The organism is Flavobacterium sp. FlaQc-30, from assembly GCF_044005885.1.
Lineage (GTDB): Bacteria > Bacteroidota > Bacteroidia > Flavobacteriales > Flavobacteriaceae > Flavobacterium.
In genome coordinates, this window is record NZ_JBIPCO010000003.1 from 429,353 (window position 1) to 454,109 (window position 24,757).

At 34.1% G+C, this 24,757-nt stretch carries 16 protein-coding genes; 10 read left to right on the forward strand and 6 right to left on the reverse strand.

What is annotated here, in order from left to right:
• Nucleotides 1–80: 80 nt before the first annotated feature.
• From ACHRV0_RS09945 to ACHRV0_RS09965, 5 genes are all read right to left on the reverse strand, one after another.
• The gene (locus tag ACHRV0_RS09945) at nucleotides 81–1,496 is read right to left on the reverse strand and encodes an adenosine deaminase (protein WP_395440746.1); all 1,416 of its coding nucleotides are present in this window, start codon (nucleotides 1,494–1,496) and stop codon (nucleotides 81–83) included.
• Nucleotides 1,497–1,692: 196 nt separating this feature from the next.
• Nucleotides 1,693–1,977: a GNAT family N-acetyltransferase gene (locus tag ACHRV0_RS09950; protein ID WP_395440747.1), complete on the reverse strand. Its 285-nt coding sequence runs from the start codon at nucleotides 1,975–1,977 to the stop codon at nucleotides 1,693–1,695.
• A 5-nt stretch (nucleotides 1,978–1,982) separates the two neighbouring features.
• Nucleotides 1,983–2,378, reverse strand: a complete 396-nt coding sequence (locus tag ACHRV0_RS09955) for an OsmC family protein (protein WP_395440748.1) — start codon at nucleotides 2,376–2,378, stop codon at nucleotides 1,983–1,985.
• Between the two features lie 3 nt (nucleotides 2,379–2,381).
• Complete coding sequence (locus tag ACHRV0_RS09960; protein ID WP_129025745.1) at nucleotides 2,382–3,263, reverse strand: pirin family protein; 882 nt, start codon at nucleotides 3,261–3,263, stop codon at nucleotides 2,382–2,384.
• A 280-nt stretch (nucleotides 3,264–3,543) separates the two neighbouring features.
• On the reverse strand, nucleotides 3,544–4,644 hold the full coding sequence (locus tag ACHRV0_RS09965; protein WP_395440749.1) for a DNA alkylation repair protein: 1,101 nt from the start codon (nucleotides 4,642–4,644) through the stop codon (nucleotides 3,544–3,546).
• 263 nt (nucleotides 4,645–4,907) lie between these two features.
• Here ACHRV0_RS09965 and nadC point away from each other — a divergent pair, with 263 nt between their 5' ends.
• The 5 genes from nadC to priA all read left to right on the forward strand — a co-directional run bounded on the left by nadC (nucleotide 4,908) and on the right by priA (nucleotide 10,426).
• On the forward strand, nucleotides 4,908–5,765 hold the full coding sequence (gene nadC / locus ACHRV0_RS09970; protein WP_129025749.1) for a carboxylating nicotinate-nucleotide diphosphorylase: 858 nt from the start codon (nucleotides 4,908–4,910) through the stop codon (nucleotides 5,763–5,765).
• A 72-nt stretch (nucleotides 5,766–5,837) separates the two neighbouring features.
• Nucleotides 5,838–6,761 (forward strand): YihY/virulence factor BrkB family protein, encoded by a 924-nt coding sequence (locus tag ACHRV0_RS09975; RefSeq protein ID WP_370431668.1) that lies wholly within the window; start codon nucleotides 5,838–5,840, stop codon nucleotides 6,759–6,761.
• A 2-nt stretch (nucleotides 6,762–6,763) separates the two neighbouring features.
• Nucleotides 6,764–7,195 (forward strand): DUF2147 domain-containing protein, encoded by a 432-nt coding sequence (locus ACHRV0_RS09980; protein WP_089052252.1) that lies wholly within the window; start codon nucleotides 6,764–6,766, stop codon nucleotides 7,193–7,195.
• Nucleotides 7,196–7,205: 10 nt separating this feature from the next.
• Nucleotides 7,206–7,946 carry a subclass B1 metallo-beta-lactamase gene (gene bla-B1-FLAV, locus ACHRV0_RS09985; RefSeq protein ID WP_395440750.1) on the forward strand — a complete coding sequence of 247 codons (741 nt, stop codon included), beginning with the start codon at nucleotides 7,206–7,208 and terminating at the stop codon, nucleotides 7,944–7,946.
• A gap of 29 nt (nucleotides 7,947–7,975) precedes the next feature.
• Entirely contained in the window at nucleotides 7,976–10,426 is a 2,451-nt protein-coding gene (priA, locus tag ACHRV0_RS09990; RefSeq protein WP_395440751.1) for a primosomal protein N', read from the forward strand.
• 3 nt (nucleotides 10,427–10,429) lie between these two features.
• Here the strand turns inward: priA and ACHRV0_RS09995 are convergent, their stop codons facing one another.
• Nucleotides 10,430–11,125: a LytTR family DNA-binding domain-containing protein gene (locus tag ACHRV0_RS09995; protein WP_071637338.1), complete on the reverse strand. Its 696-nt coding sequence runs from the start codon at nucleotides 11,123–11,125 to the stop codon at nucleotides 10,430–10,432.
• A gap of 176 nt (nucleotides 11,126–11,301) precedes the next feature.
• Between ACHRV0_RS09995 and rpsF the strand changes: the two genes are divergently transcribed.
• The 5 genes from rpsF (at nucleotide 11,302) to ACHRV0_RS10020 (ending at nucleotide 24,720) form a co-directional block, all read left to right on the forward strand.
• Complete coding sequence (rpsF, locus tag ACHRV0_RS10000; protein ID WP_007810575.1) at nucleotides 11,302–11,643, forward strand: 30S ribosomal protein S6; 342 nt, start codon at nucleotides 11,302–11,304, stop codon at nucleotides 11,641–11,643.
• A gap of 5 nt (nucleotides 11,644–11,648) precedes the next feature.
• Nucleotides 11,649–11,945 carry a 30S ribosomal protein S18 gene (rpsR, locus tag ACHRV0_RS10005; protein WP_002987043.1) on the forward strand — a complete coding sequence of 99 codons (297 nt, stop codon included), beginning with the start codon at nucleotides 11,649–11,651 and terminating at the stop codon, nucleotides 11,943–11,945.
• Nucleotides 11,946–12,013: 68 nt separating this feature from the next.
• Complete coding sequence (rplI, locus tag ACHRV0_RS10010; protein ID WP_089052249.1) at nucleotides 12,014–12,454, forward strand: 50S ribosomal protein L9; 441 nt, start codon at nucleotides 12,014–12,016, stop codon at nucleotides 12,452–12,454.
• Between the two features lie 137 nt (nucleotides 12,455–12,591).
• A complete protein-coding gene (locus ACHRV0_RS10015) occupies nucleotides 12,592–13,065 on the forward strand; it encodes a DUF6495 family protein (protein WP_089058072.1) in 474 nt (157 codons plus the stop codon).
• Nucleotides 13,066–14,268: 1,203 nt separating this feature from the next.
• Nucleotides 14,269–24,720: a gliding motility-associated C-terminal domain-containing protein gene (locus tag ACHRV0_RS10020; protein ID WP_395440752.1), complete on the forward strand. Its 10,452-nt coding sequence runs from the start codon at nucleotides 14,269–14,271 to the stop codon at nucleotides 24,718–24,720.
• Nucleotides 24,721–24,757: the final 37 nt, after the last annotated feature.

The following is a 24,757-nucleotide window of genomic DNA, read 5'->3' on the forward strand; positions in this document are numbered from 1 at the left end:
TTGGCTGATTTAATTTTTAATATTTTGGTTTGAAAAAATCTGCGTTTATCAGCTTAAATCTGCGTGAAATTTTCCACAGATTAGTTTTTAGAAAACTTAGCTTCAAAAGTTTTAAAACGAGTATCTAAATCTTTTATTAATTGTTTTTTTACTGCTGCATCTTGAATAAAACTGTAATTGATGCTGTTGTAAACGTATTTTTTAATCGTTTCGTAATTCACGTCAGAATATCTTTTGGCTAATAAAACATATTGTTCTGTCATATTAGTTCTTAAGATCCCTGCATCATCTGTACTGATTACGATAGGGACATTAAATTCTTTATAAAGAGTAAATGGATGTCTGTTTTCTTTTACTTTCAAAATAAACTCATTGCTGGCTAAATTGATCTCAATAGGAATATTGTTTTTAGACATATATTTCAATAAGTCGTATGAATTTGCTTCGTAAGCAATATCAACTCCGTGACCAATTCTGTTAGCACCAGCGATATAAATGGCATCGTTTATATGCCAAGTTAAATCTTCTGGCTGAACCAAACCTAAAGTCAATTCGCCTGCGTGAAGTGTATATTTTACTTCTGGAAATTTTGAATGACAATATTTAAACATCACCATGTGAAGCCAGTAATCTTTCATAGAATTTTGTCCGTGTTCTGGAGAAACGATGTTTACACCCGCAGTCAGTTTGCTTTCATTAGAAGAAATAAAAGCAATAACTAAGTTTTTAAACAAGTCTACCGGATCCATAAAACGCAGCACAAAGTTTTGATAACGCATTGTGAATTTTTCGTCATCCATTTTTAAGTCTTTATGCAGTTTTGCGATAAAATTGTTGTTGAAATCTAAAGCATATTTTTTGGCATCTTTTTGCTGAAGCGATTTATACAATTCATCTAAAAGTTTTAAAACCGCTTTTTCATCTTTTGCATTTGCGGCAAGGCGAAGTTTTGTATTGAAATCGTTTAGATCAGAAATATTCATATCGCACGGAATCGTTGATAATTGCGTTTCAATATAACTTACATTTTCTGCAATAGCACGTTTTTTTAATTCAAGCATTCCTTCTGCAAAATGACCCGCGATAGTTGGTTCGAATTTCATAAAAGAATCAAAAAACTGATCGTCAGACGGTACAGAACCATTATAATCCTTAATAGACCAAGTCTGTATAATTTGCTGTTCGTAATAGTCTAGTTTTCCTTTTTCTTTAAGAGAAGAGAAGCTTTCCCAGTTTCCTTTTGCAGGTTTGGTTTTAGAAACTTCCATAGTTTCTAAATTCAAATAAAAGTTTTCTGCAATCGCTCTTTCTAAAAGAGGTTCTGCATAAATTGATCCTGAAAAATGGTGGTGTAAATCGCCTCCTTTTGGCATTTGTTGAAAGAAAGCTGTTAAGAGAGCTTCATTATTTCTGATTTTTTCTAAATAACTTTCAGCTGTTTGAGAAAAGCCGATTTGTGCTATAAAAATACAGAAAAGCGTAATTATCCTTGTCATACTCTAAGTTTAAATTACGCGCAAATATACGAGTTTCTGCGGAGATTTGAAAATTTCTTTTGAAGTGACAAAGGTTCAGAGTGACAAAGTGACAAAGTTTTTTTTTAAAATGTCTTTTAAGTATTAACAAAAAAGACGTACAAAAGTACGTCTCTATAAAATCTTTGAAACTATGTTCCTATGTTTCTTTGTCACTTTAAGAAAAAAGTACATCACGAATTTCTTCGACTTTATCGAAAACACTTTTTGCAAAAGGACAAAGCGGAATAATTTTTAAATTATTAGTTCTGGCATATTCTACTGCAGCCATAACTAGTTTTTTGCCAACACCTTTTCCGTTAAAATCTGGATTTACTTCGGTATGATCGATAATAAATTTTGTGTCTCCTGCCCAAGTATAAGTCATTTTTCCAGCTTCTTGTCCGTCTTCTACAGCTTCAAAGTAGCCTCTTCTTGTATCGTTTATTTGTTGAATTTCCATGATGATTATATTAAAATGGTTTTAATTTCGATTGAGTTTGTTAATGTTTTATGTATCGGACAGCTGTTTGCAATTGTTTCTAATCGTTGTCGTTGTTTTTCATCGACTTCGCCTATAACTTCAATTTTTCTTGTAAATACAGAAATGTTTTGATGACTGTCTCTTTCAAAATCTACTTTTACATTGATTTCAGAAACATCCCATTGTTTGCGATTAATATACATTCGCAAAGTAATCAAAGTACAAGACGCTAATGCAGATGCTAAAAGCTCTGATGGGCTAAAACCAAGATTTTTTCCTCCAACTTCTTGAGGTTCATCGGCGATTACAATATTTCCGCTGGATGATGTTATTTCGGTGCGATACAAACGAGTATCTATTTGTGCTGATATTGTTTTCATAATTTACTTGATTCTTGGTTCTGGTAACGGAACGAATTCTGTTTCGCCTGGAACTTTTGGAAAAGTCTGTGCTGTCCAGTCTTGTTTGGCTTTTTCGATGAGGTTTTTGTCTGATGAAACGAAGTTCCAAAAGATAAAATGTTCTTCAGGAAACGGCTGTCCGCCAAAGATATAAACAGTTGAATTTTCGGCAATTTCAAACTCACAAAGTGTACTGTCGTTTGTAATTAAAATTTGTTTTGGGTCGTAAATATGTTCTCCGCTTTTGATGCTTCCTTCAAGAATGTACAAACCACTTTCGCCAAATAGATGACTTCCAATATTGATTTTTTTAGCTTCTTTACTTTTGATCTCAATAAAATAAAGCGGGCTATAAACAGGAACTGGAGATTTTTTTCCAAAAGCTTCACCGGCAATTAATTTGTATGAAACGCCGTCTTCTTCCCAAGCTGGAATGTCATCTGCTTCAACATGCGTGAAATTAGGATCCATTTGTTCCAATTCTTTTGGAAGCGCTACCCAAATCTGCAATCCGTGAAGCATTTTGTCTGAATGTCTTAAATATTCTGGAGTTCTTTCAGAGTGAACAATTCCTTTTCCGGCTGTCATCCAGTTTACGGCGCCAGGTTTTATTTCTAATTCGGTTCCTAAGCTGTCACGATGCATAATGCTTCCTTCAAACAAGAATGTCAAAGTCGAAAGTCCAATATGTGGGTGTGGAGGAACATCCATATTTTCATGATCACTTAAATGCGCAGGTCCCATATGATCGATAAATACAAATGGGCCAACAGCTCTTTTTTCACGGAAAGGCAACAAACGACCTACCATAAAGTTGCCAATATTGGCAGCACGTTCTTCGATAATTAAACTGATATTTGACATGTGGTATTTTTTATTTGATTTGAAAACAAAATTAAAGTAACGACGCTTGTCTGTAACTTAATTTAGATTAAGAAAAGTTTGTTTTGGTTTTTTTTGCGAATTATAAAAGTAAGGAAAATGTAGAATAATTCAAATGCTTCTTTTTATTCAGTTCTGTTTGTCATTCCGAGGAACGAGGAATCACACAAAAAACTCCGCAAAATAATGAGCCAATCTTTGTCGAATCTCTAGTGTGATTCCTCGTTCCTCGGAATGACAAAAATGCGAGAATACGTTATAATTATTCAATCAATTCAAATTCTAAAACTTCACTTTCCGTTCCATTAATAATAATCGACAATTGATGCGTTCCTGTATGAAAAACTCTTGTTGTAATTAATTTGAAAGATTGGTTTCTTTCAATTTTGGTTAATTGATTCGGATGGTAAACTTTCTCACTGATTTTAAATACTTTTTTAGCCAAATGTCCTTTTGCTTTTTTGTAATGAACGGCATATTCTAAACGAATCGTTTTTGGGTCTTCGTTTTTATTGTTTAAGTGAAAATGAAATTGCAGATAATCGCCAATTTTTACAACTGGTGTTTTAACTTCAAATGACGAAAGTTCGATATTCGTGTTTTCTAAACCATAATGACTTAAAATTTCAGGATGTCCTTGTTTTAATAATGTTCTACAGCCGTGTTTGATGATTCCATCAGTTTCTTTGTTTTGATTTTTCCATCTTGAAGCGATTTCTAATACAATTTGCGGATTGTCTTTTGCAATATCATTTAAGTTATTAGCAACGCTTCTTCGGACGTATTCTGAAGGATCGTTTTTTAGATTTTCTAAAATTGGAAGGATAGAAGAAGGATCTTTTTTTAAGAACGGAATTGCCATTGCCCACGGTAATCTAGGGCGCGAACCTTCGCTGGCTAAACGACGTACGTGATGATTTTCGTGCAGAGACCATTTTACCATTTCGGCAATCATCTGTTCTTTATACTTTAAAATAAAAGGACGAACAGCAAATTCACAGCTTATAAATTGTGTTATAGAAACAAAGGCTTTCGCTGAAGTTTTAAAATCGTCTAAACCATATATTTCGATATAATCAGCAAAGAAGATAAAAGCCAGATTGCTGTCTGCGAAGTTATTTTTCTTTAAGTTTTCAATGATTTTGTCAATTAAAGTAACCGCTTCCGGGAAATTTTCGGGCATAAATTCATGAAAAACAACTGTGGTGTGTTTCATTCTTTCTTTCCATTCTTTTTGAGCAAAATCACCTTCATAAATTGCTTCAATAAATTTTTGTTTGTTGAATGTTGGATGTACTTCGGCAACCGCCTGACTAAATTTTTCGTAGAAAGAAACCGAGTAAATATCTTTAATTAATCCCATAAATTTTGTTTGCTTGAACCTCAAAGATATTTAATGTTTTTAATTGTGGATGCCGATTTTAGTTGAAAAAAATATAAACTTTAAATATTTCCATTAAAGATTTATGTGGCAGATTAAAAAGATTAGCCCGGATTTTTTGAAATCATTTTAATTTTAATAATCTGCGGCTGATAAAAAAAAGTTAATAAGTAACTTTTCGTACAATGGAAACTTTTAATTCCATAAAATAAGTCATAATTTAGCCTATTATAAAAAATAGAAAAATGATAAGTGAAGCTCAATTTCAATCAGAATTAGAACTTTTGATTCGTAATGCGATTAGAGAAGATGTAGGATCAGGCGATTATAGTTCTCTTGCTTGTATTCCTGACACTGCTCATGGTCAAGCAAGATTATTGGTAAAAGATCAAGGAATTATTGCTGGTGTTGCGCTTGCGAAAATGATATTTGATTATGTTGATCCTAAATTAAAGGTGAAAACTTTTATTGAAGATGGAACGCATGTAGAATATGGTGAGATTGTTTTTGAAGTTTCTGGAAGTTCTCAATCTATTTTGAAGGCAGAAAGAGTAGTTTTAAATACGATGCAAAGAATGTCTGCAATTGCAACAAAAACAAATCATTGTGTACAGCTTTTAGAAGGAACGGGAGCTAAAATATTAGATACTCGCAAAACGACTCCAAATTTTAGAGCGGCAGAAAAATGGGCAGTAAAAATTGGAGGTGGAGAAAATCATCGCTACGCTTTATATGATATGGTAATGCTGAAAGATAATCATATTGATTTTGCCGGCGGGATTACGCTTGCTATAAAAAAAACGAAAGAGTATTTGAAAGAGAATAATCTGGACTTAAAAATTATTGTTGAGGCTAGAAATCTTGATGAAATTCGTGAAATTTTGTTGAGCGACGGTGTTCACAGAATCTTAATTGATAATTTTAATTATGAAGATACTAAAACTGCCGTAGCTTTGATTGGTTCAAAATGTCAGACAGAATCTTCTGGAAATATCAGTGAAAAAACGATTCGTGAATACGGACTTTGCGGTGTAGATTATATTTCGTCTGGAGCATTAACTCATTCTGTTTATAATATGGATTTGAGTTTAAAAGCTTTTTAATTGAGTAAAGTGTTTTAAATTGTAACTTTTGTAATCTAAAATCCAACTCAACAATCTAAAATCTAAAATAGTATGTCTCAAGAAATAGAAGATCGGATTGAAAAAGTACCTGTAATACGTTCTATAGCCCGATTTTTTAAGAAGATAAAATTGCCTTGGCTGGAAGGTTTTTCGCTGTATGATTTGCTTGAAATGTATACCTTAGGAATTATTGAAGGTGCATTTTCGTATCATGCCAGTGCTGTTTCTTTTAGCTTTTTTATGGCTTTATTTCCTTTTGCGTTATTTATTTTAAACTTAATTCCTTTTATTCCGATAGAAGGTTTTCAGGCCGATTTTTTACAGTTTGTACAGCAGGGAGTTCCTCCAAATACTTACGATGCTATTAGTAAAATTATTAGTGATATTTTAAATAATAGTCACTCTGGATTGTTATCATCGGGATTTTTACTTTCGATTTTTTTAATGGCAAATGGTATTAACGGAATTTTAAGCGGCTTCGAGTCTTCTAAACATGTTTTTGATAAGCGTGGTTTTTTAAAACAATATTTGGTTGCATTGGCCATTTCGCTTGTTATGACTATTATACTGTTTGTAACGGTGGCTACTATTGTTGTTTTTGAGGTTTTTATTCAAAAAACAATTATTCAGGATGTTTTGAGTGATCGTATTCCGTTGATCATTTTAAGTAGATATTTATTTATTATGCTGATGATTTTGATAACATCTTCAATATTATTGCGTTATGGTACAAAGCAGTATAATAAAGTGCCTTTTATAAGTATAGGATCGGTTTTTACAACAATCTTAATTGTTATATCTTCGTTCTTTTTTGGGATTTGGGTTATAAAATTCTCAAAATATAACGAACTTTATGGTTCAATTGGAACATTATTAATTCTAATGTTTTACATTTGGATAAACTGTATGATTCTGCTTTTGGGTTTTGAACTGAATGCCTCAATCAGAAAATTAAAACAAAAAAAAAATAAATAGGTATGAAAAATTGGATCTTAACAATTGGTGTTTTTTTCTTCGCATTAAGTACAATGCAATCTCAAAGTGTTATCGGAAAATGGAAAACTATTGACGATGAAACGGGTGAGGCAAAATCTGTAGTAGAGGTTTATGAAAAATCTGGAAAAATTTACGGTAAAATAGTTGAAATTCTTCGTGCTGATCATAAAAAGGATGTTTGTACTAAATGTGATGGTGCTGAGAAGAATAAACCTATTTTAGGAATGGTTATTATGAATGGTCTTAAAAAAGATGGTTCTGAATATAACGGAGGAACTATTTTAGATCCTACAAATGGTAAAAAATACAAATGTTATATTTCATTAGAATCTGCAGATAAATTGAAACTTCGCGGTTATGTTGGAATTTCTTTAATGGGAAGAACACAATACTGGACAAGAGTGAAAAATTAACTTTTAAAATATGCGAAAATTAGCTTCGATAGTTTTATTCTTAGTCTTAGCTTCAAATAGTTTTGGACAATCTAAGAACTCGCCATTACAAATAAGTCATCTTACGGGTGACTTTTATGTTTATAAAACATTTCATGATTATAAAGGAACAAAGATTTCTGCCAATGCTTTGTATTTGGTTACAAGTAAAGGTGTGGTTTTGTTTGATGCCCCTTGGGATAAAACGCAGTTTCAGCCTTTATTGGATACGATAAAAGCGAGACATAATAAAAAGGTTATAATGCATTTTGCAACGCATTCTCACGAAGATCGTGCTGGAGGATTGGATTTTTATAGAAAGAAGGGAATTAAAACCTATACAATCAAATTAACAGATGATATTCTTAAAAAGAATAACGAAGGCAGGGCAGAATTTATAATTCCGAATGATACCACATTTACAGTCGGTCAGCATACTTTTGAGGTTTATTATCCAGGAAAAGGCCATGCTTCTGATAATGTTGTGGTGTGGTTTAATAAAGAGAAAGTACTTTACGGAGGATGTTTCGTAAAAAGTATATCTGCTGTTGATCTTGGTTATTTAGGAGATGCGGATGTAAAAGAATGGCAGAAATCGATGCATAAAGTGCAAACCAAATTCAAGATGCCAGTATATGTTATTCCGGGTCATGACGATGGAACTACTGCAAAATCTCTAAATCATACTTTGAAATTGGTTAATGATTATTTAGCTAAACCTTCAGGAAAATAATAAATTTCCAAATCATATAAAATTAGTACATGTTTTTTATCGAAGTTGTTTTACCGCTTTCTTTAGCTAAAACTTTTACCTATCGCGTTTCTGAAGCTGAATATCATTTTATAAAAAAGGGTATGAGGGTGGCAGTGCCATTTGGTAAAAGTAAAATTTATACGGCGCTGGTGATCGACATACACGAAAACGCACCAACATTATATGAGGCTAAAGAAATTCATCAGATTTTAGATGAAAAACCTATTGCGACCGAAACGCAGATTAAACATTGGCTTTGGGTCGCCAATTATTATATGTGCGGTATTGGCGATGTTTATCGTGGTGCTTTTCCAACTGGATTATTATTAGAAAGTGAAACTATTGTTTCGCACAAACCAGAAGTTGTTGTAAATGATTCAGAACTTTCAGATGATGAGTTTTTAGTTTATGAAGCATTGCAGCATCAAAGTTCACTTAAAGTTCAGGAGATTGTCTCGATTTTAAACAGGAAAAATATTCTGCCAATTCTTCAAAAATTAATTGCAAAGGATATTATTGTTTTAGAGGAAGAAATAAAAGAAAGCTACAAGCCAAAGCTGATTCGTTATGTAAAATTACATTCGCAATATGAATCGGATAATGGTTTAGGAGAACTGCTTGAGGTATTGAAAAGCGCTAATAAGCAAAAAGAAATTGTGCTGGCTTATTTTCAGATAAGCGCTTCAGAGAAGAAACCAATTACGGTAAAGAAATTGATTGAGGTTTCAAATTCTACTTCGGCTGTTGTAAAGGCTTTAATCGAAAAAGAAATTTTTAAGGAGTATTATTTACAGCACGATCGTGTTTCATTTAATGGAGAAAAAACAGAAAAAGAACTTCAATTAAGCGAAGCTCAGGAAAATGCTTTTACTGCAATTAAAAATAGTTTTTTAGAAAAAGAAGTTTGTCTTCTGCATGGTGTTACATCAAGTGGAAAGACAGAGATTTATATTAAGTTGATTGAAGAATATTTAGAAACGGGCAAACAAATCTTGTATTTACTGCCGGAAATTGCACTTACAACACAGTTAGTTTCTCGATTGAGGCTTCATTTTGGAGATAAAGTTGCCGTATTTCATTCAAAATATAGTAACAATGAAAGAGTTGAGGTTTGGAAACAAACACTTGAGAACTCTGAAAAAGCACAGATTGTAATAGGAGCGAGGTCTGCTTTATTTTTGCCTTTTAATAGTTTGGGGTTACTTATTGTTGATGAAGAACACGAACAGACTTTTAAGCAAACGGATCCTGCACCAAGATATCATGCGCGCGATTCTGCAATTGTTTTGGCAAATTTTCATAATGCCAAAGTACTATTAGGATCTGCGACCCCGAGTATTGAAACTTATTTTAATACTCAAACAGATAAATATGGCTTGGTAACTTTAACTGAGCGCTACAAAAATGTTCGAATGCCTGAAGTGGTTTTGGTTGATTTAAAAGACAAACATTTTAGGAAAAGAATGACAGGGCATTTTAGTGATCTTTTAATTGAAGAAATTGCCGAAGCTTTGTCTTTAGGTGAACAGGTAATTTTGTTTCAAAACAGAAGAGGTTATTCTCCTGTAATAGAATGTATGACTTGTGGTCATGTACCGCATTGCCAGCAATGTGATGTAAGTTTGACATTTCATAAATTTAAAAATCAATTGCGTTGTCATTATTGTGGTTATTCAATTGCGAAGCCAACACATTGTCATAGCTGTTCGAGCATAGATTTGACGACTAAAGGTTTTGGGACGGAGCAAATTGAACAGGAATTGATTTCTCTTTTTCCAAAAGCAAAAACAGCAAGAATGGATCAGGATACAACGAGAGGTAAATTTGGTTTCGAAAAAATTATCGATACTTTCAAAAATAGAGAAGTAGATATTTTGGTTGGAACACAAATGCTGGCTAAAGGTCTTGATTTTGATAATGTGAGTTTGGTTGGAATTATGAATGCTGATAATATGCTGCATCATCCAGATTTTAGAGCTTTTGAACGAAGTTTTCAAATGATGACACAGGTTGCAGGAAGAGCAGGGAGATCTGAAAAACAGGGCAAAGTGGTGATTCAGACCTATAATCCAAATCACAATACAATTCAACAAGTTACAAACCATAATTATATAGGTATGTATAAGGAGCAATTGTATGATAGGATGATTTATAAATATCCGCCTTATTTCAGAATTATAAAACTTACTTTAAAACATCGCGAGTTTGAAAAGCTAAAAGAAGGTTCTATGTGGTTGTATCAGGTTTTAAGTCAGAACTTAAAAATGCCGGTTCTGGGTCCTGAAGAGCCTGCAATAAATAGAATCCGAAACGAGTATATTCGAACTATTTTGATTAAAATTCCACAGGAAATTCCATTAGGGAGTACAAAAAAAACTATTCAAAAAATATTGAATAGTTTTGAGGCTGTTGCTCAGTATAGAGCAGTAAAGGTTGTTGTTAATGTCGATTTTTATTAAAAATTACGACGTTGACAATGCTTTTACTAAGTCTTCTTTTTTGTTGCGGCTAAGCGGAATTTTAGTAATCCCGATTTCAGCAAACTTGCTGTTAAAACGTTCTACTTTATCTATATTAATGATGTACGATTTGTGTACACGAATAAATTTATCTTTTGATAAGTCATTTTCAAAAGACTTCATAGTTGAAAGTACCAAATTACTGTCGTCCTCAGTAACCACTCTTACATAATCTCCAAAAGCTTCAATCCATTTGATTTTTGCTGTGAAGATTTTAAGTTTTTTAAGGTTGCTTTTGATAAAGATATGTTCGCCTTCTTCTTCTTTAACTTCTTTTTTAAGCAAATGCATATCGATAGCTCTTTTTACAGAAGCATTAAAACGGTCAACGGCAATAGGTTTTTGCAAATAATCAGTTGCATCATAATCAAAAGCTTTTAAAGCGTATTCAGCTTTAGAAGTAATGAATATAATCTGCGGTTTAGACTTTAGCCCATCAAGGAAGTCAAAGCCGTTTATAACAGGCATTTCTATATCAAGAAATATTAGGTCGATATTATTTAAAGAGATACAACTCTTCGCTTCAATTGCATTAGAAAAATCACCGATTAAATGCAAACCTGGGTGATTATTGACTAATTTTGCAATAATTGTCCTTTGTATAGAACTATCATCTACAACAACACAGTTTAGTTTCATAACAATAAATTTAGAATAAATTCAGGATAGCAATAGTAAATGTATTATTTTTTTGTAAAAAAAACTAAAGTTAAGCTCTGTTTTTTACATTACAACGAATAAAAGTAAAAAAGTGTTGTATATTTAAAAATTATGGTTACTTTTGCACCCAATTTTAACAAATAAATATTGTATTTATGAATCATTATGAAACTGTTTTCATTTTAAATCCCGTTTTATCTGAGGTTCAGGTGAAGGAAACAGTAACGAAATTTGAAGAATTTCTTACTAGTAGAGGAGCTGAAATGGTATCGAAAGAGGATTGGGGTCTTAAAAAAATGGCTTACGAAATCCAAAACAAAAAAAGTGGTTTTTACCATTTATTCGAATTCAAAGTAGCTGGAGAAGTTCTAATTGCTTTTGAAACTGAATTCAGACGTGACGAAAGAGTTATGCGTTTCTTAACTGTAAGTTTAGACAAACATGCTATTTCATGGGCGGAAAGAAGAAGAGCAAAATTAAAATCTACTAAAGCGTAATTATTATGTCTACAATCGAGCAATCTGCAAAAGGAAAAAAAGACGGAGATATCAGATATTTAACGCCTTTAAACATTGAAACTAACAAAACTAAAAAGTATTGTCGTTTCAAAAAATCAGGAATCAAATACATCGATTATAAAGATGCTGATTTCTTATTGAAATTCGTAAATGAGCAAGGAAAAATTCTTCCTCGTCGTTTAACTGGAACTTCATTAAAATACCAAAGAAAAGTTTCTGTAGCTGTAAAAAGAGCTCGTCACTTAGCTTTAATGCCATACGTGGCCGATTTATTAAAATAGTATAAAAAAAATCTAGTCGCTGGTTTCTGTTAGATCAGAACCTAACTTCTAAAAATAAGGACAACAACATGGAAATTATTTTAAAACAAGACGTACAAAACTTAGGATTTAAAGATGATGTAGTATCTGTAAAACCTGGTTACGGTCGTAACTTTTTAATTCCTCAAGGTTTTGCTACTTTAGCAACTCCTTCTGCTAAAAAAGTTTTAGCTGAAAACCTAAAACAAAGAGCACATAAAGAAGCTAAAGTTGTTGCTGATGCTAAAGCATTAGCTGAAACTTTAAAAGCTCTTGAAATTAAACTTACTGCAAAAGCTGGTGGAGAGAAACTTTTTGGTTCTATCACTAACATCGATATTGCTGAAGCTTTAGAGAAATCTGGAAATGCTATCGATAGAAAATTCATCACTAGTGGTATCGTTAAACGTACTGGAAAATACAATGCTTCAGTTCGTCTACACAGAGATGTAATCGTTGAGTTAGCTTACGAAATTGTTGCTGAAAAGTAATAGTTTTAAAGATTATATAAAAATCCCGATGCGAATCGGGATTTTTTTGTTTAATGAAATTAATTAATATTAATTAGACTTAATGTTGGTGGCTAGAGTATTTAGCTTACAGCGTAAAGCATAAAGCCTAAAATAAAATGAAATACGCAAGATTAACAAAAGAGCAATTTGATGAACTGCATGCAGAATTTGCTAGTTTTTTAGCGACGCAAGCTATTGATAAAGCAGAGTGGGATGCTCTAAAAGTAAACAAACCTGAAGTTGCTGAGCAGGAATTAGATGTTTTCTCGGATTTAATTTGGGAAGGGGTATTGTCAAGAGCTGAATTTTTAGAACATTTCTCTCGAAATCATATTTTCTTGTTTCAGTGTTTTGAAACGCATGTACAATCAATAGTTTTGAAATCACTAGTTGAAGAAACTGATTTTTTAACTACAGAAGGTTTACAATGGTTATCTGATAATATGTTTACTGAAAACATTGAAATGAAGGTTGGAAAGAAAGTATTTACTGAAGATAGAAATGCATCTATATTTGAGTTGATTCAGCAAGGTGCTTTTTTAAGTGATGGACAATTATTCTCTCAGATTAATTCAATAATTGAATCTTAGTTTTTAAATTAAAAAGGAAGTAAAAGGTAAATGGTTGCTTATTGCAATTGTTTACCTTTTTTTAATTTTTTAACTTTTGTTTAAGCTTTGTTGTTTTTTTTACCCCGTATTTCTACGCTTTTTTTCTTAATACTGCAATAAATTGAAAGTTTCAGGTGTAAATGTAAGATTTGTTCCTTGTTTGATTGATTTTGGTGTTTTTTTTGATTGATTTTCTCTTTTTATTGTAGTATATGTACTACAATAAAAAGTTTAACACAAAATAACAAAGAATTTTGATTGATGTTTGACGACAAAAAGATGCAGTTTAACTATAGGTTTTTCTGATGTTCTGATGTTTTTAGGTTTTTCTGAATCAAAAAATAAGAATTTTACGTTTGTTTAATGTTTTTCTTTTTTCTAATTTTAGTTTAGAAAAGTTAAACAAAGTTGTTTTTTCTGTTTTTGGAAATGACATCCTAATAAAGTGTTTTTTAATACTTAATTGTTTACTTCTATAATATTGAGAGTTGAAGTTTTTTATAATAACTTAATTAAGCTGCATATGGAATTAATCATTACTTTCTTTATCATTTTTTCATTAGGTATTATTTTAGCTTTATATTTTATGAGTTTGTATAAAATTAAATTGATTTTCAAATTTAATTTTAGTTCCACTTCAAACTTATTATTCAAATTTTACAATTATATTATTTTTTCGTTTTCAAAATCCAATCGGCGGTTTTGTTGATGAAAGGTGTTTTTCTGTTTTTTAAAAACAGTATTATTATTTATTAAGGGTATTGGCATTCAATTTTAGAATTTATTCTAATGAAACAAAGTTTACAGAAAGAGTAATCAACTTTCTATAAATATTGAATGATAGTATTTTTAATAGAATTACCCCCAGTTCTACTTAAACTTAAATTTTCTTTTATGAAAATTATCCCTCTAACAAATCACTCCTCGAGGAAGTCTGGTTTAGATCAGTATTTCCAAAAAGTTTTAAGACAGTTTTTGTTCAAAGTGAGCAAAAAGTGCTCTTTAGTATACTTTGGTATACACAATACAACATAATTTTTATTAAAGTGCAGTTTTAATTTTTGATCACTAAAAATTAAAATTTCATTATAAGTGTTTGATTATTAACAGTTTTAAAATTGCCTAAGCATACGTGCTTACCGCAACAGGTATTTTATTGTCCATTTTCTAATCTTCCAAATTATGAAAAAAATTACTTTTTATGATCTCATCTTAAAGGAGAGATTATTTGGTTTGGTGTTTTTACTGCTGCTCAGTAATATAAATTTCGCGCAAACTTTTTGTAGACCCACTTCGCATAGTGTTAATAATGTTGGAATCTGCGTTGGTTCTGGTGTAACCAATCCTACATTTGCTTACGATGCAGAGTCAAGTGCAATACCACAGACAGGAGCAACGTTAAGTACTGTTGTAGGAGTCGCCTGCACTCTTGAGTATACCTTAAATTTTAGTCAATCTGCAAAAGCCGGAGATCAAATTGTCTTATACATTGGCAGCGGTGATGATATACTTGACTTGGGGTTATTTTCAACTGCAACAATTGAGCCCTTTTTGGGCACAACAAGTGCTGGTAATAGAGTTGCTTTAGGCAGTTCTATTTTGAATTTATCCTTGCTTTCGGGTGATAAAATTGGGGTAGTGCGATACACTTTGACTCAAGATGCCAACAAAGTTGTAATTAAGCTTGGAGGTGGTTTACTTGGTGTTCTAAATACTCTGCGTATTTATGATGCACGCTTACAATTTGCTAAACCAACAATTGTTGGCGGGGAGACCCAATCTGTGTGTACAGGTCAATCAATTGCTCTTTCTGCAACTGCTGCTGCTGGTACGACTATTGCTTGGTATGATTCTCCAACATCAACAACTGTTCTTTCAAATGTCAGTAGTTTTACGACTCCTGCTTTAACAGCATCTAAAACTTATTATGTCAGCACTTCAAGAGTTGGAGGATGTGAAAGTGATCAACGTACTCCTGTAACGGTCAATGTAATTGAGCCGGTTTTACCAACAATTAGTACTGCAGGTACGGCAATTTGCTCCTCTGGTGCAACAAAGTCAACTACATTATCTGTAATTAATCCTGTACTTGGTACTGATTACAGATGGTATGATGCAGAAACAGGAGGAACTCTTTTGACAACAGGAAATACTTACGCTCCTACAGTTCCAATAGGTGTTACAAAATTTTATGTTGAGGCGGCAATTGGAAGCTGTAAAACAACAAGAACTACGGTAACTGTTACATCAACGGCAGTTCCTGCAAATCCAACGGTATTGACTCAGAGTGTGTCGATACTATCAGGACAAAATGCAACTTTAAGTGCTTTTACAAATGAATCAGGGGTTACTTTTGATTGGTACGATGTAAATACTGGAGGAACTAAATTATTAGGAGACTCAGATACTTTTACTACACCTATTTTAATTGCGACAAAAACTTTTTATGTCGAGGCTCGTAATAGTGCTGGTGGTTGTGTTAGTGCTTTAAGAGTTCCTATAACAGTTACGGTTGCAGCTGCGCAAGGCAGCTGCTTGCAGGCAAATAGCCAGCAGACTTCTCAGAGCGGGCTTTGTTTACTTTGTGGTTCATCAGATCAGAATAAGTCGGTTGATGGCGATAATAATTCTGCAGCAAGGCTGTCTGTACCTGTTGGACTCATTAATGATTGGGTGCAGCAGATTTTGCAATTTAATAATGCAGGTCAGGCGGGAGATGTTATTACAGTTGAATTAGGAATCCCAGGCGGCTTAGCAGATGTTGGTTTATTAAGTTATATCTCTCTTGCAACTTACAATGGCGCTACATTTAATAACGATCGCACGGCTGTAAACTCTCTTTTGAATGTCCAGTTATTAGGAGGAGAACGCTTTAGAGTTACTTTAACTGCAAAATCAGCTTTTGATCGAGTAGAGGTTAGATTGGGAGGATTGGCTTTATTATTAACTAGTCTTGACATTTATGGAGCCTCTTATAAGTTTAAGGAAAGAACTATAACTGGAAATAAAACGATTTGCAGTGGACAAACAACAACATTAACAGCCGATGTCGCTTTAGGTGAATTGATCAAATGGTATGATGCTGCAACAGCAGGAAATTTATTAACAAGTACAGCTGCTTTTACAACTCCTACTTTAACAGCAAATACAACTTATTATGTCGAGGTAACTCGCAATGGATGTGTTAATAGTGAAAGGTCGGCTGTTCTTGTTACTGTAAATAATCCTGTTACATCTACTATCACGGCATCTCCGTCAAATCTTTGTGCAGGACAATCAAGTACGATAACAGTCGATTCGCCGGTTGTGGGTACAACTTATAAATGGTATGATGCATTAACTGGAGGAAATTTAGTTTTTACAGGAACGTCTTATACAACTCAAAATCTATCGACTACTACTTCTTATCATGTTGAAGCTGTGATTGGAGATTGTGTAAGTCCGCGTTCATCGGTAACTCTTAATGTAAGTCCCCGACCTTCAGTACCTGTTCCTGCAAATTCGAACGTGGTTATTCAGTCTGGACAAAGTATTACTTTAGAGGTTTTAAATCCTGTCGCTGGTGTTTCTTATAAATGGTTTGATACACCAACAGGAGGAACTCCTTTAAATCTAAGTGATGGAGCTAGCACTTATACACCTGTCCCTGCTTTAACCGCGAGTAAAACATTTTATGTTGAAGCCCGTGCTACAGCCTCAGATTGTGTAAGCAGTTCAAGAGCCGCAATCAATGTATCTGTAATTAACAGTGTTGATGTTTGTTTGAGACCAACTACGCAACAAACGAGTTTGAATGGTGCTGTGTGTACTCTTTTTTGTGGTGTAACAGATCCAGATTTTTCAGTAGATGGAGATAATACTACTGCAGCAAAACTTTTTTTAGGACTTGGTATTTTATCAACCTTAGAACAAAAGTTAATTTTTACAACAACGGGTCAAGCGGGAGATATTATAGATGTAGAGTTAGGATTGCCAGGAGGAATTGTTGATCTTGGACTTGTTTCTAATGTTACATTAAGAAGTTTTAACGGTGTAACTCCAAATAATGATTTGACCACTATTGGAGCTCTCGTAAATGTTCAGTTGTTGGGAGGAAATAGATTTAAAGCAAGTTTTGTTGCGGGAGGATCATTTTCAGCCATTCAAGTTGCATTAGGAGGATTAGCAACTGTAGCAACTAGTTTAGATATTTATGGCGCTTCATATAGATATAAAGAAGCAACTGTTTCAGGAACTACTGTTTGTGTTGGGAAATCAACAAATTTGGCAGTTACTTCTGATACTACAGGAAAAACATATAAATGGTATAATCTGCCTACAGGAGGGACTGAGCTTTCTGCACTTTCAACTTATACTACACCAGCATTAAGTACAAGTACTACTTATTATTTAGAAGAAACGCGTGGAACTTGTGTAAATTCTACTCGTCAGGCAGTGACAGTAAATGTTGTACCAGTTCCAACAGCTGCGGATATTTTAATAAGTAGTCCTTTGACAGCTTCTTGTGCAGGAGGAATTGTACTATCTCCGACATCTTCTTTAACAGGAGTGATATTTAACTATTATGAAAATCAGAGTGACATTACACCAATTGCAAATGGGACAATAGGAGGTATAACATATTCAAAAGATGGTGTAACAGGTGCTTTAACGATTACTGGATTAACAGCTTCTAAAAACTATTATATTTCAGTGTTTAATCAAGGTTCTTGCGAAAATGCAGCTGGAGACCGAAAAGAAGTGGTAGTAAATTATTCAGCTACTCCAACTTTGACAGTTTTAGCAGCTTTATCAGGTTGTGCGAAAGTAAATTTAAAAGATGCGATTACAAATTTTGACAACACAGGAAATACAACTTACACTTTCTACAGTCCAATAAATACTCAAATTACAGACGAAGTAGCTGCAAATATTACTACAGGAGGAGATTACTGGATTCAAGCTCAAACAACAGGTAATAGTTGTTTGTCTGCGAAACAGAAAGTAACCGTTACAATTAATCCTGTTCCAACTTTAACAAATGTAATCACTAATAGAGTCGTTAACAAAGGAGAAATTGTGACATTAACTGCAACGTCAAACGCACCAATAACTTGGTATGATCCGCAAGGAAATGCATTACCATCAAATAGTACAGGAGCACTTAACACTGTTGGTGTTTATACCTATACTGCAATTGCTAATAACGGAACGTGTACCAATAGTCAAACGGTAACAATTAGTGTTATTGATCCTTTGGATTGTGATACTTTATTAGAAAGAGTTTATGCTAATGCACAATCTTCCGGATCAATTCTTACCGGAGGTGTTTCAAATGAGGCTTTAGCAGTAGATGGTAATCCAAGTACATATTCGACAATAACTACAGGTTTAGGACTTTTGGGTATCGGAACGACATGGCAAAATTTGCAATGGCCAACAACTATTTCTAAAGGAACTCCTGTAACTGTGAAACTTGGTTTAGAAAACAGTTTAATTGCGGTAGGACAAAGTATTACAGTAGTAGGTACGAAACGTGATGGACTTGGAAATCCAATTGATATTGGAACTCTGCAATCTGTATCGGGATCATTAGTGAATTTATTATCAGGTCAAAATTCATTCGAATACACCTTTGTTCCTTCTGATGTTTCTGGTACTAAAGATTATGATGGTATCAGAGTACAATTAGGATCAGTTTTAAGTGTGGGACAAAGTATTAATGTTTATGATGCTCATTACAAAAAACAAGTAACACAAATTACATGTGGTCAGGGCGATATCGAAGATATTTTTTCTGGTGTAAGAGATTTAGGAGTAGGAGCTTTGACTACTACAGTAGGGGTTTCTCAACCATGGAATGCTGCTGATGGTGATGTGGGTACCTATGCTACAATGTTTAGCGGAGCAGGAGTTTTGGCTGCAGCCGAACTTACAGCGGCTTTTAGAACACCATCAATGGTTGGTGATAGTCTTAGAATAGTGATTTCTAAACCTGGTACAATTTTAAATCTTAACTTGCTTACAGGGTTTGTTATCCAACTTTATTCAGGAAATATTGAGGTTGGAGCACCTATTAAGAACGACAGTAATTTATTGAGTTTAAAATTACTTTCAGGCGATACTATGGCTATGACAATTCTTGCACCTCAAACCCAGCCTTACGATAGAGTTAAAATTAGTTTAGGCGGTGTAGCAACTGTATTTGATCAGCTTAGAGTTCATAGTATAGATCGAGTAACCAATACGAAGGTTATAGGCAGTGATATTAATAATACGCTCACGGTCTGTCCAGGTTCTGAACTAAAATTGGAGGTTGCTCCTAAGAATTGTTCAACTTACGCTTGGTATGATTCTCCAACTGGCGGTAATGTATTGGCTAATGGTCAATCTTATACACTTCCAGCTGCAATGACAGCGGGTACTTATAAATATTATATTCAACCTATTCGTTATGGTTGTCCCGCTTTAACAAGAGGTGTCGTAACAGTTGTGGTTAGAGCAACCACGCCAGCTGCAACTATAGCTAGTGTAAAAATAAATAATGGATCTAGTACCGTGATTTGTTCTGAAAATGGAGATGTAAGCTTAGAAGCAGTTTTAGTTACACCTGTACCAACACTTACAAATCCCGTTTATCATTGGTATAGTTTTGATGGAACAACAAGTAATTTAATCGCCGGAGAAACAGCTTCAATATTAAACGTAACAGGATTAGCTCCTGGAACTTATACTTATTATGTAGGACTTAGTTCTGATGAATATTGCGAAACTGCTCCAGGCGATAGAAAACAAGTAACATTTACTATTTTACCAACTTCTCTTCCAACGGATATTTCAGTTGATAATGATTCAGTTTGTCACAATACAACAGCGACTTTAACGCCTTCAAGTTCTTTAGTAAATCCTGTATTCTTTTGGTATTTGGATGCTAATAAAACGAAGCCAATTTTAACTGGTGTAATTGATGGTGTAACTTACACAGTAGATAATGCAACAGGAGTTTTAACAGCCTCTGGTTTAACAGCAGCAATGAGTCCTATGACCTATTATGCAGCAGTTAAAAGTGATAATACTTGTCCAAATAAAGCTGGCGAGCTTAAAGAAGTAACGGTAACAGTTACTGATCCAGCAACACCAACAACTGATGATAATACTCAAGATTTTTGTGTAATAAACAGTCCAAAAGTTTCAGATCTTAAAACTAATGAAGCTGATGTTGTTTGGTACGATTCACCGACAAGTACAACTCCACTATTAGCAAGTGATCCATTGACTAGTAAAATTTATTATGGAGTACTTTCTGTTCCTATAAAATTGAACCCAACGGTTTATTGCGAAAGTAAAAATAGATTAGCAATTACAGTTACCGTTACAGATCCAGGCACACCAAATATTGCAGATAAAGATCAAGACTTCTGTTTAGTAAATGCGCCGACTATTGCAAGCATTAATGTAAGCCCAGAGACAGGAAATATAGTTTGGTATGATGCCTTAACAGGAGGAAATGTAGTAACACCAACAACAGCATTAACTACAAAAACTTACTATGCAGCTTTGAAAAATGCTACAACAACTTGCGAAAGTAATGTAAGACAAGCGGTAGTTGTAAGTGTTACAGATCCGGGTACGCCAAATATAACAGATAAAGATCAAGACTTCTGTTTGATAAATGCACCAACAATTGCAAGTATAAATGTAAGTCCAGAGACAGGTAATATTGTTTGGTATGATGCCTCAACAGGAGGAAATCTAGTAACAGCTACAACAGCATTGACAACAAGAACGTATTATGCGGCTTTAAAAGATGTCAGCACAACTTGTGAAAGCAATGTAAGATTAGCTGTTGTAGTAAATGTATCAGATCCAGGTACACCAAACATCACAGATAAAGATCAAGACTTCTGTTTGATTGATGCTCCAACAATTGCAAGTATAAATGTAAGTCCAGAAACGGGTAATATTGTTTGGTATGACGCCTCAACAGGCGGAAATGTAGTAACATCAACAACAGCGTTGACCACAAGAACTTACTACGCAGCTTTAAAAGATGCCACAACAACTTGTGAAAGCAATGTAAGATTAGCAGTTGCAATAAATGTATCAGATCCAGGTACACCAAATATTGCAGATACCGATCAAGACTTCTGTTTGGTAAATGCACCTACAATTGCAAGTATAAATGTAAGTCCAGTAACAGGAGATATAGTTTGGTATGATGCTTTAACAGGAGGAAATGTAGTAACAGCAGCAACAGCATTAACTACAAGAACGTACTATGCAGCCTTAAAAGATGGGACAACAACTTGTGAAAGCAAAGTAAGACAAGCTGTAGTTGTAAATGTTACAGATCCGGGTACGCCAAACATAACAGATAAAGATCAAGACTTCTGTTTAATAAATGCACCAACAATTGCAAGCATAAATATAAGTCCAGAAACAGGAAATATAGTTTGGTATGATGCCTCAACAGGAGGAAATGTAGTAACTGTAGCAACAGCATTGACAACAAGAACGTATTATGCGGCTTTAAAAGATGCCACAACAACTTGTGAAAGCAATGTAAGATTAGCTGTTGCAGTAAATGTATCAGATCCAGGTACGCCAAATATAACAGATAAAGATCAAGACTTCTGTTTGATTGATGCTCCAACAATTGCAAGTATAAATGTAAGTCCAGAAACAGGAAATATTGTTTGGTATGATGCCTCAACAGGAGGAAATGTAGTACCATCAACAACAGCATTAACGACAAGAACGTACTATGCTGCTCTAAAAGATGCTGTAACAACTTGTGAAAGTAATGTAAGGTTGGCAGTAGCGGTAAATGTTACAGATCCGGGCACACCAAATATTGCAGATACAGATCAAGACTTCTGTTTGGTAAATGCACCAACAATTGCAAGTATTAATATAAGTCCAGTAACAGGAAATATAGTTTGGTACGATGCCTTAACAGGAGGAAATGTAGTAAAAGCAGCAACAGCATTAACTACAAGAACATACTATGCAGCCTTAAAAGATGGGACAACAACTTGTGAAAGCAAAGTACGACAAGCTGTAGTTGTAAATGTTACAGATCCAGGTACGCCAAACATAACAGATAAATATCAAGACTTCTGTTTGATAAATGCACCAACAATTGCAAGCATAAATATAAGTCCAGAAACAGGAAATATAGTTTGGTATGATGCCTCAACAGGAGGAAATGTAGTAACATCAGCAACAGCATTAACTACAAAAACTTACTATGCTGCTCTTAAAGATGCTACAACAACTTGCGAAAGTAATGTAAGATTAGCAGTTGCGATAAATGTATCAGATCCGGGTACGCCAAATATTGCAGATAAAGATCAAGACTTCTGTTTAATAAATACACCAACAATTGCAAGTATTAATAAAAGTCCGGAAACAGGTAATATTGTTTGGTATGATGCCTCAATAGGAGGAAATGTAGTAACAGCAACAACAGCGTTGACTACAAGAACGTACTATGCTGCTCTAAAAGATGCCGTAACAACTTGCGAAAGTAATGTAAGGTTGGCAGTAGTGGTAAATGTTACAGATCCAGGCACACCAAACATTGCGGATACTGATCAAGATTTCTGTTTGGTAAATGCACCGACAATTGCAAGTATTAATGTAAGCCCGGTAACAGGAAATGTAGTTTGGTATGATGCCTTAACAGGAGGAAATGTAGTAACAGCAGCAACAGCATTAACTACAAGAACGTATTATGCGGCCTTAAAAGATGCTGCAACAACTTGCGAAAGCAAAGTACGACAAGCTGTCGCTGTAAGTGTTACAGACCCAGTTACACCAACAACAACTTCTGGAACTCAGGTTTTCTGTTCAGGAAATAATCCAACAGTAGCCAGCATCCAAGTAAATGAAAGTAATGTGATTTGGTATAATGCAGCGACTGGAGGAACAATGGTTGCTTCAACTGCACCATTAACAAATGGAGATTATTTTGCAGCATTAAAAGATGCTGTAACAGGTTGTGAGAGTAGTAATAGATTAAAAGTGACCGTTACTGTTGGTAATTCAACAACACCTACAACTAATAATGCAGTACAGGAGTTTTGTTCAACAACAGCGCCAACCATTGCTAGTATTAACGTAAATGAAAGCAATGTGTCATGGTTTAATGTTCCTTCTGGAGGAACTGCAATTTCTGCAGCCACTGCATTAACTTCTGGTATATATTACGGAGAAATCACAGAGACTACAACAGGATGTAAAAGCTCAGCTCGATTAAAAGTTACAATTACAGTAACAAATCCGAGTCCAACGCCAACTACAACAGATACAACACAAGATTTCTGTTCAACTGCTTCGTCTACTGTTGCAAGTATACAAGTAAATGAAGCAAATGTAATTTGGTATAATACCCAAACCGGAGGTACCGCTATTCCTGCTTCTACAGCTTTAGCGACTGGAACTTATTATGGAGTAGTAGCAAGCAGTACAAACTGCGAGAATCCTAATAGATTAGCAGTTGCAGTAACAGTAAATACGCCTGGAAGAATTACAACACCAAGAACAGCGCAAATATTCTGTTTAGCAGCGTCACCAACATTAGCTAATATTCAGGTTAATGAAGCAAATGTGGTTTGGTATTCAACACCAACAGGAGGAGTTCCGTTGACTGCAAGTACATTGCTAACCGCAACTACATATTATGCAGATGCGCTTGTCAATCTTACAAATGGTTGTGGAGGAGCTTCAAGATTAGGTGTAACAGTTAGTTTTGAAAATGATGCTTTAGTTCCAATTACAACCAATGATGATACACCATGTGTTTTTCAAGGTGTGACTTATTCAATAGCAAATGGAAAATCAAATTACGTTTGGTCTGTAACTAACGGAACCATTATTAATGGCGGCGGAACATCAGATGATGATGTTACAATTTCATGGTCAGATATTGGGCCGGGTAAAGTTCAAGTTACCTATACCAATACTTGTAATGAAACTACCACCAAGACTTTGGGTGTAACAGTTGCGACTTGTTCAGATATAACAATTACAAACACAGTCGATAATCCAACACCTAATTTTGGCGATCATGTAACCTTTACAGTGACTGTAAATAATGTAGGACAAGGTAGTTTTATAAATACCATCGTCAGCGAATTACTGCCTAGCGGTTATGATTTGGTAAGTTCAAGTACAACAATAGGAGTTTATGACCCAAAGACACAGCTTTGGACGATTCCAACGTTGAATTCTGGTCAAAGTGCTATACTTACAATTGTGGCTGAGGTATTGCCAAGCGGAAATTATTTGAATGTGGCTACAATAGAAATTTCAACGCCACTAGATGTTGATGCTTCAAATAATTCAGCTTCAGTTTCGGTTACTCCAATTTGTTTAACAGTTTACAATGAATTCACGCCAAATAACGATGGAGCAAACGATCTTTTCAGAATCGATTGTATCGAATCATATCCAAATAATGAGCTGAAAGTTTATAACAGATATGGAGCATTGGTATACAGTAAACAGCATTACGAAAATGATTGGAACGGAACGGCCAATGTGTCGGGAGTAATTAATAGAGGAGATATGCTGCCAACAGGTACTTATTTTTATGTGATTACCATTGGAGATGGAACGGTTAAAAAAGGATGGTTATCTATTATGAGATAAGCGTTTTGATTAATCATCTAATTAATTAAACTAAATA

Excerpts from the sequence above, each read along its gene's own strand:
- ACHRV0_RS09995 (WP_071637338.1), bottom strand. The coding sequence starts at position 11,125 with ATGAAACTAAACTGTGTTGTTGTAGATGATAGTTCTATACAAAGGACA.
- bla-B1-FLAV (WP_395440750.1), top strand. The coding sequence starts at position 7,206 with ATGCGAAAATTAGCTTCGATAGTTTTATTCTTAGTCTTAGCTTCAAAT.
- ACHRV0_RS10020 (WP_395440752.1), top strand. The coding sequence starts at position 14,269 with ATGAAAAAAATTACTTTTTATGATCTCATCTTAAAGGAGAGATTATTT.
- ACHRV0_RS09955 (WP_395440748.1), bottom strand. The coding sequence starts at position 2,378 with ATGAAAACAATATCAGCACAAATAGATACTCGTTTGTATCGCACCGAA.
- rpsR (WP_002987043.1), top strand. The coding sequence starts at position 11,649 with ATGTCTACAATCGAGCAATCTGCAAAAGGAAAAAAAGACGGAGATATC.
- ACHRV0_RS09960 (WP_129025745.1), bottom strand. The coding sequence starts at position 3,263 with ATGTCAAATATCAGTTTAATTATCGAAGAACGTGCTGCCAATATTGGC.
- priA (WP_395440751.1), top strand. The coding sequence starts at position 7,976 with ATGTTTTTTATCGAAGTTGTTTTACCGCTTTCTTTAGCTAAAACTTTT.
- ACHRV0_RS09975 (WP_370431668.1), top strand. The coding sequence starts at position 5,838 with ATGTCTCAAGAAATAGAAGATCGGATTGAAAAAGTACCTGTAATACGT.
- ACHRV0_RS10015 (WP_089058072.1), top strand. The coding sequence starts at position 12,592 with ATGAAATACGCAAGATTAACAAAAGAGCAATTTGATGAACTGCATGCA.
- ACHRV0_RS09950 (WP_395440747.1), bottom strand. The coding sequence starts at position 1,977 with ATGGAAATTCAACAAATAAACGATACAAGAAGAGGCTACTTTGAAGCT.
- ACHRV0_RS09965 (WP_395440749.1), bottom strand. The coding sequence starts at position 4,644 with ATGGGATTAATTAAAGATATTTACTCGGTTTCTTTCTACGAAAAATTT.
- ACHRV0_RS09980 (WP_089052252.1), top strand. The coding sequence starts at position 6,764 with ATGAAAAATTGGATCTTAACAATTGGTGTTTTTTTCTTCGCATTAAGT.
- rpsF (WP_007810575.1), top strand. The coding sequence starts at position 11,302 with ATGAATCATTATGAAACTGTTTTCATTTTAAATCCCGTTTTATCTGAG.
- nadC (WP_129025749.1), top strand. The coding sequence starts at position 4,908 with ATGATAAGTGAAGCTCAATTTCAATCAGAATTAGAACTTTTGATTCGT.
- rplI (WP_089052249.1), top strand. The coding sequence starts at position 12,014 with ATGGAAATTATTTTAAAACAAGACGTACAAAACTTAGGATTTAAAGAT.
- ACHRV0_RS09945 (WP_395440746.1), bottom strand. The coding sequence starts at position 1,496 with ATGACAAGGATAATTACGCTTTTCTGTATTTTTATAGCACAAATCGGC.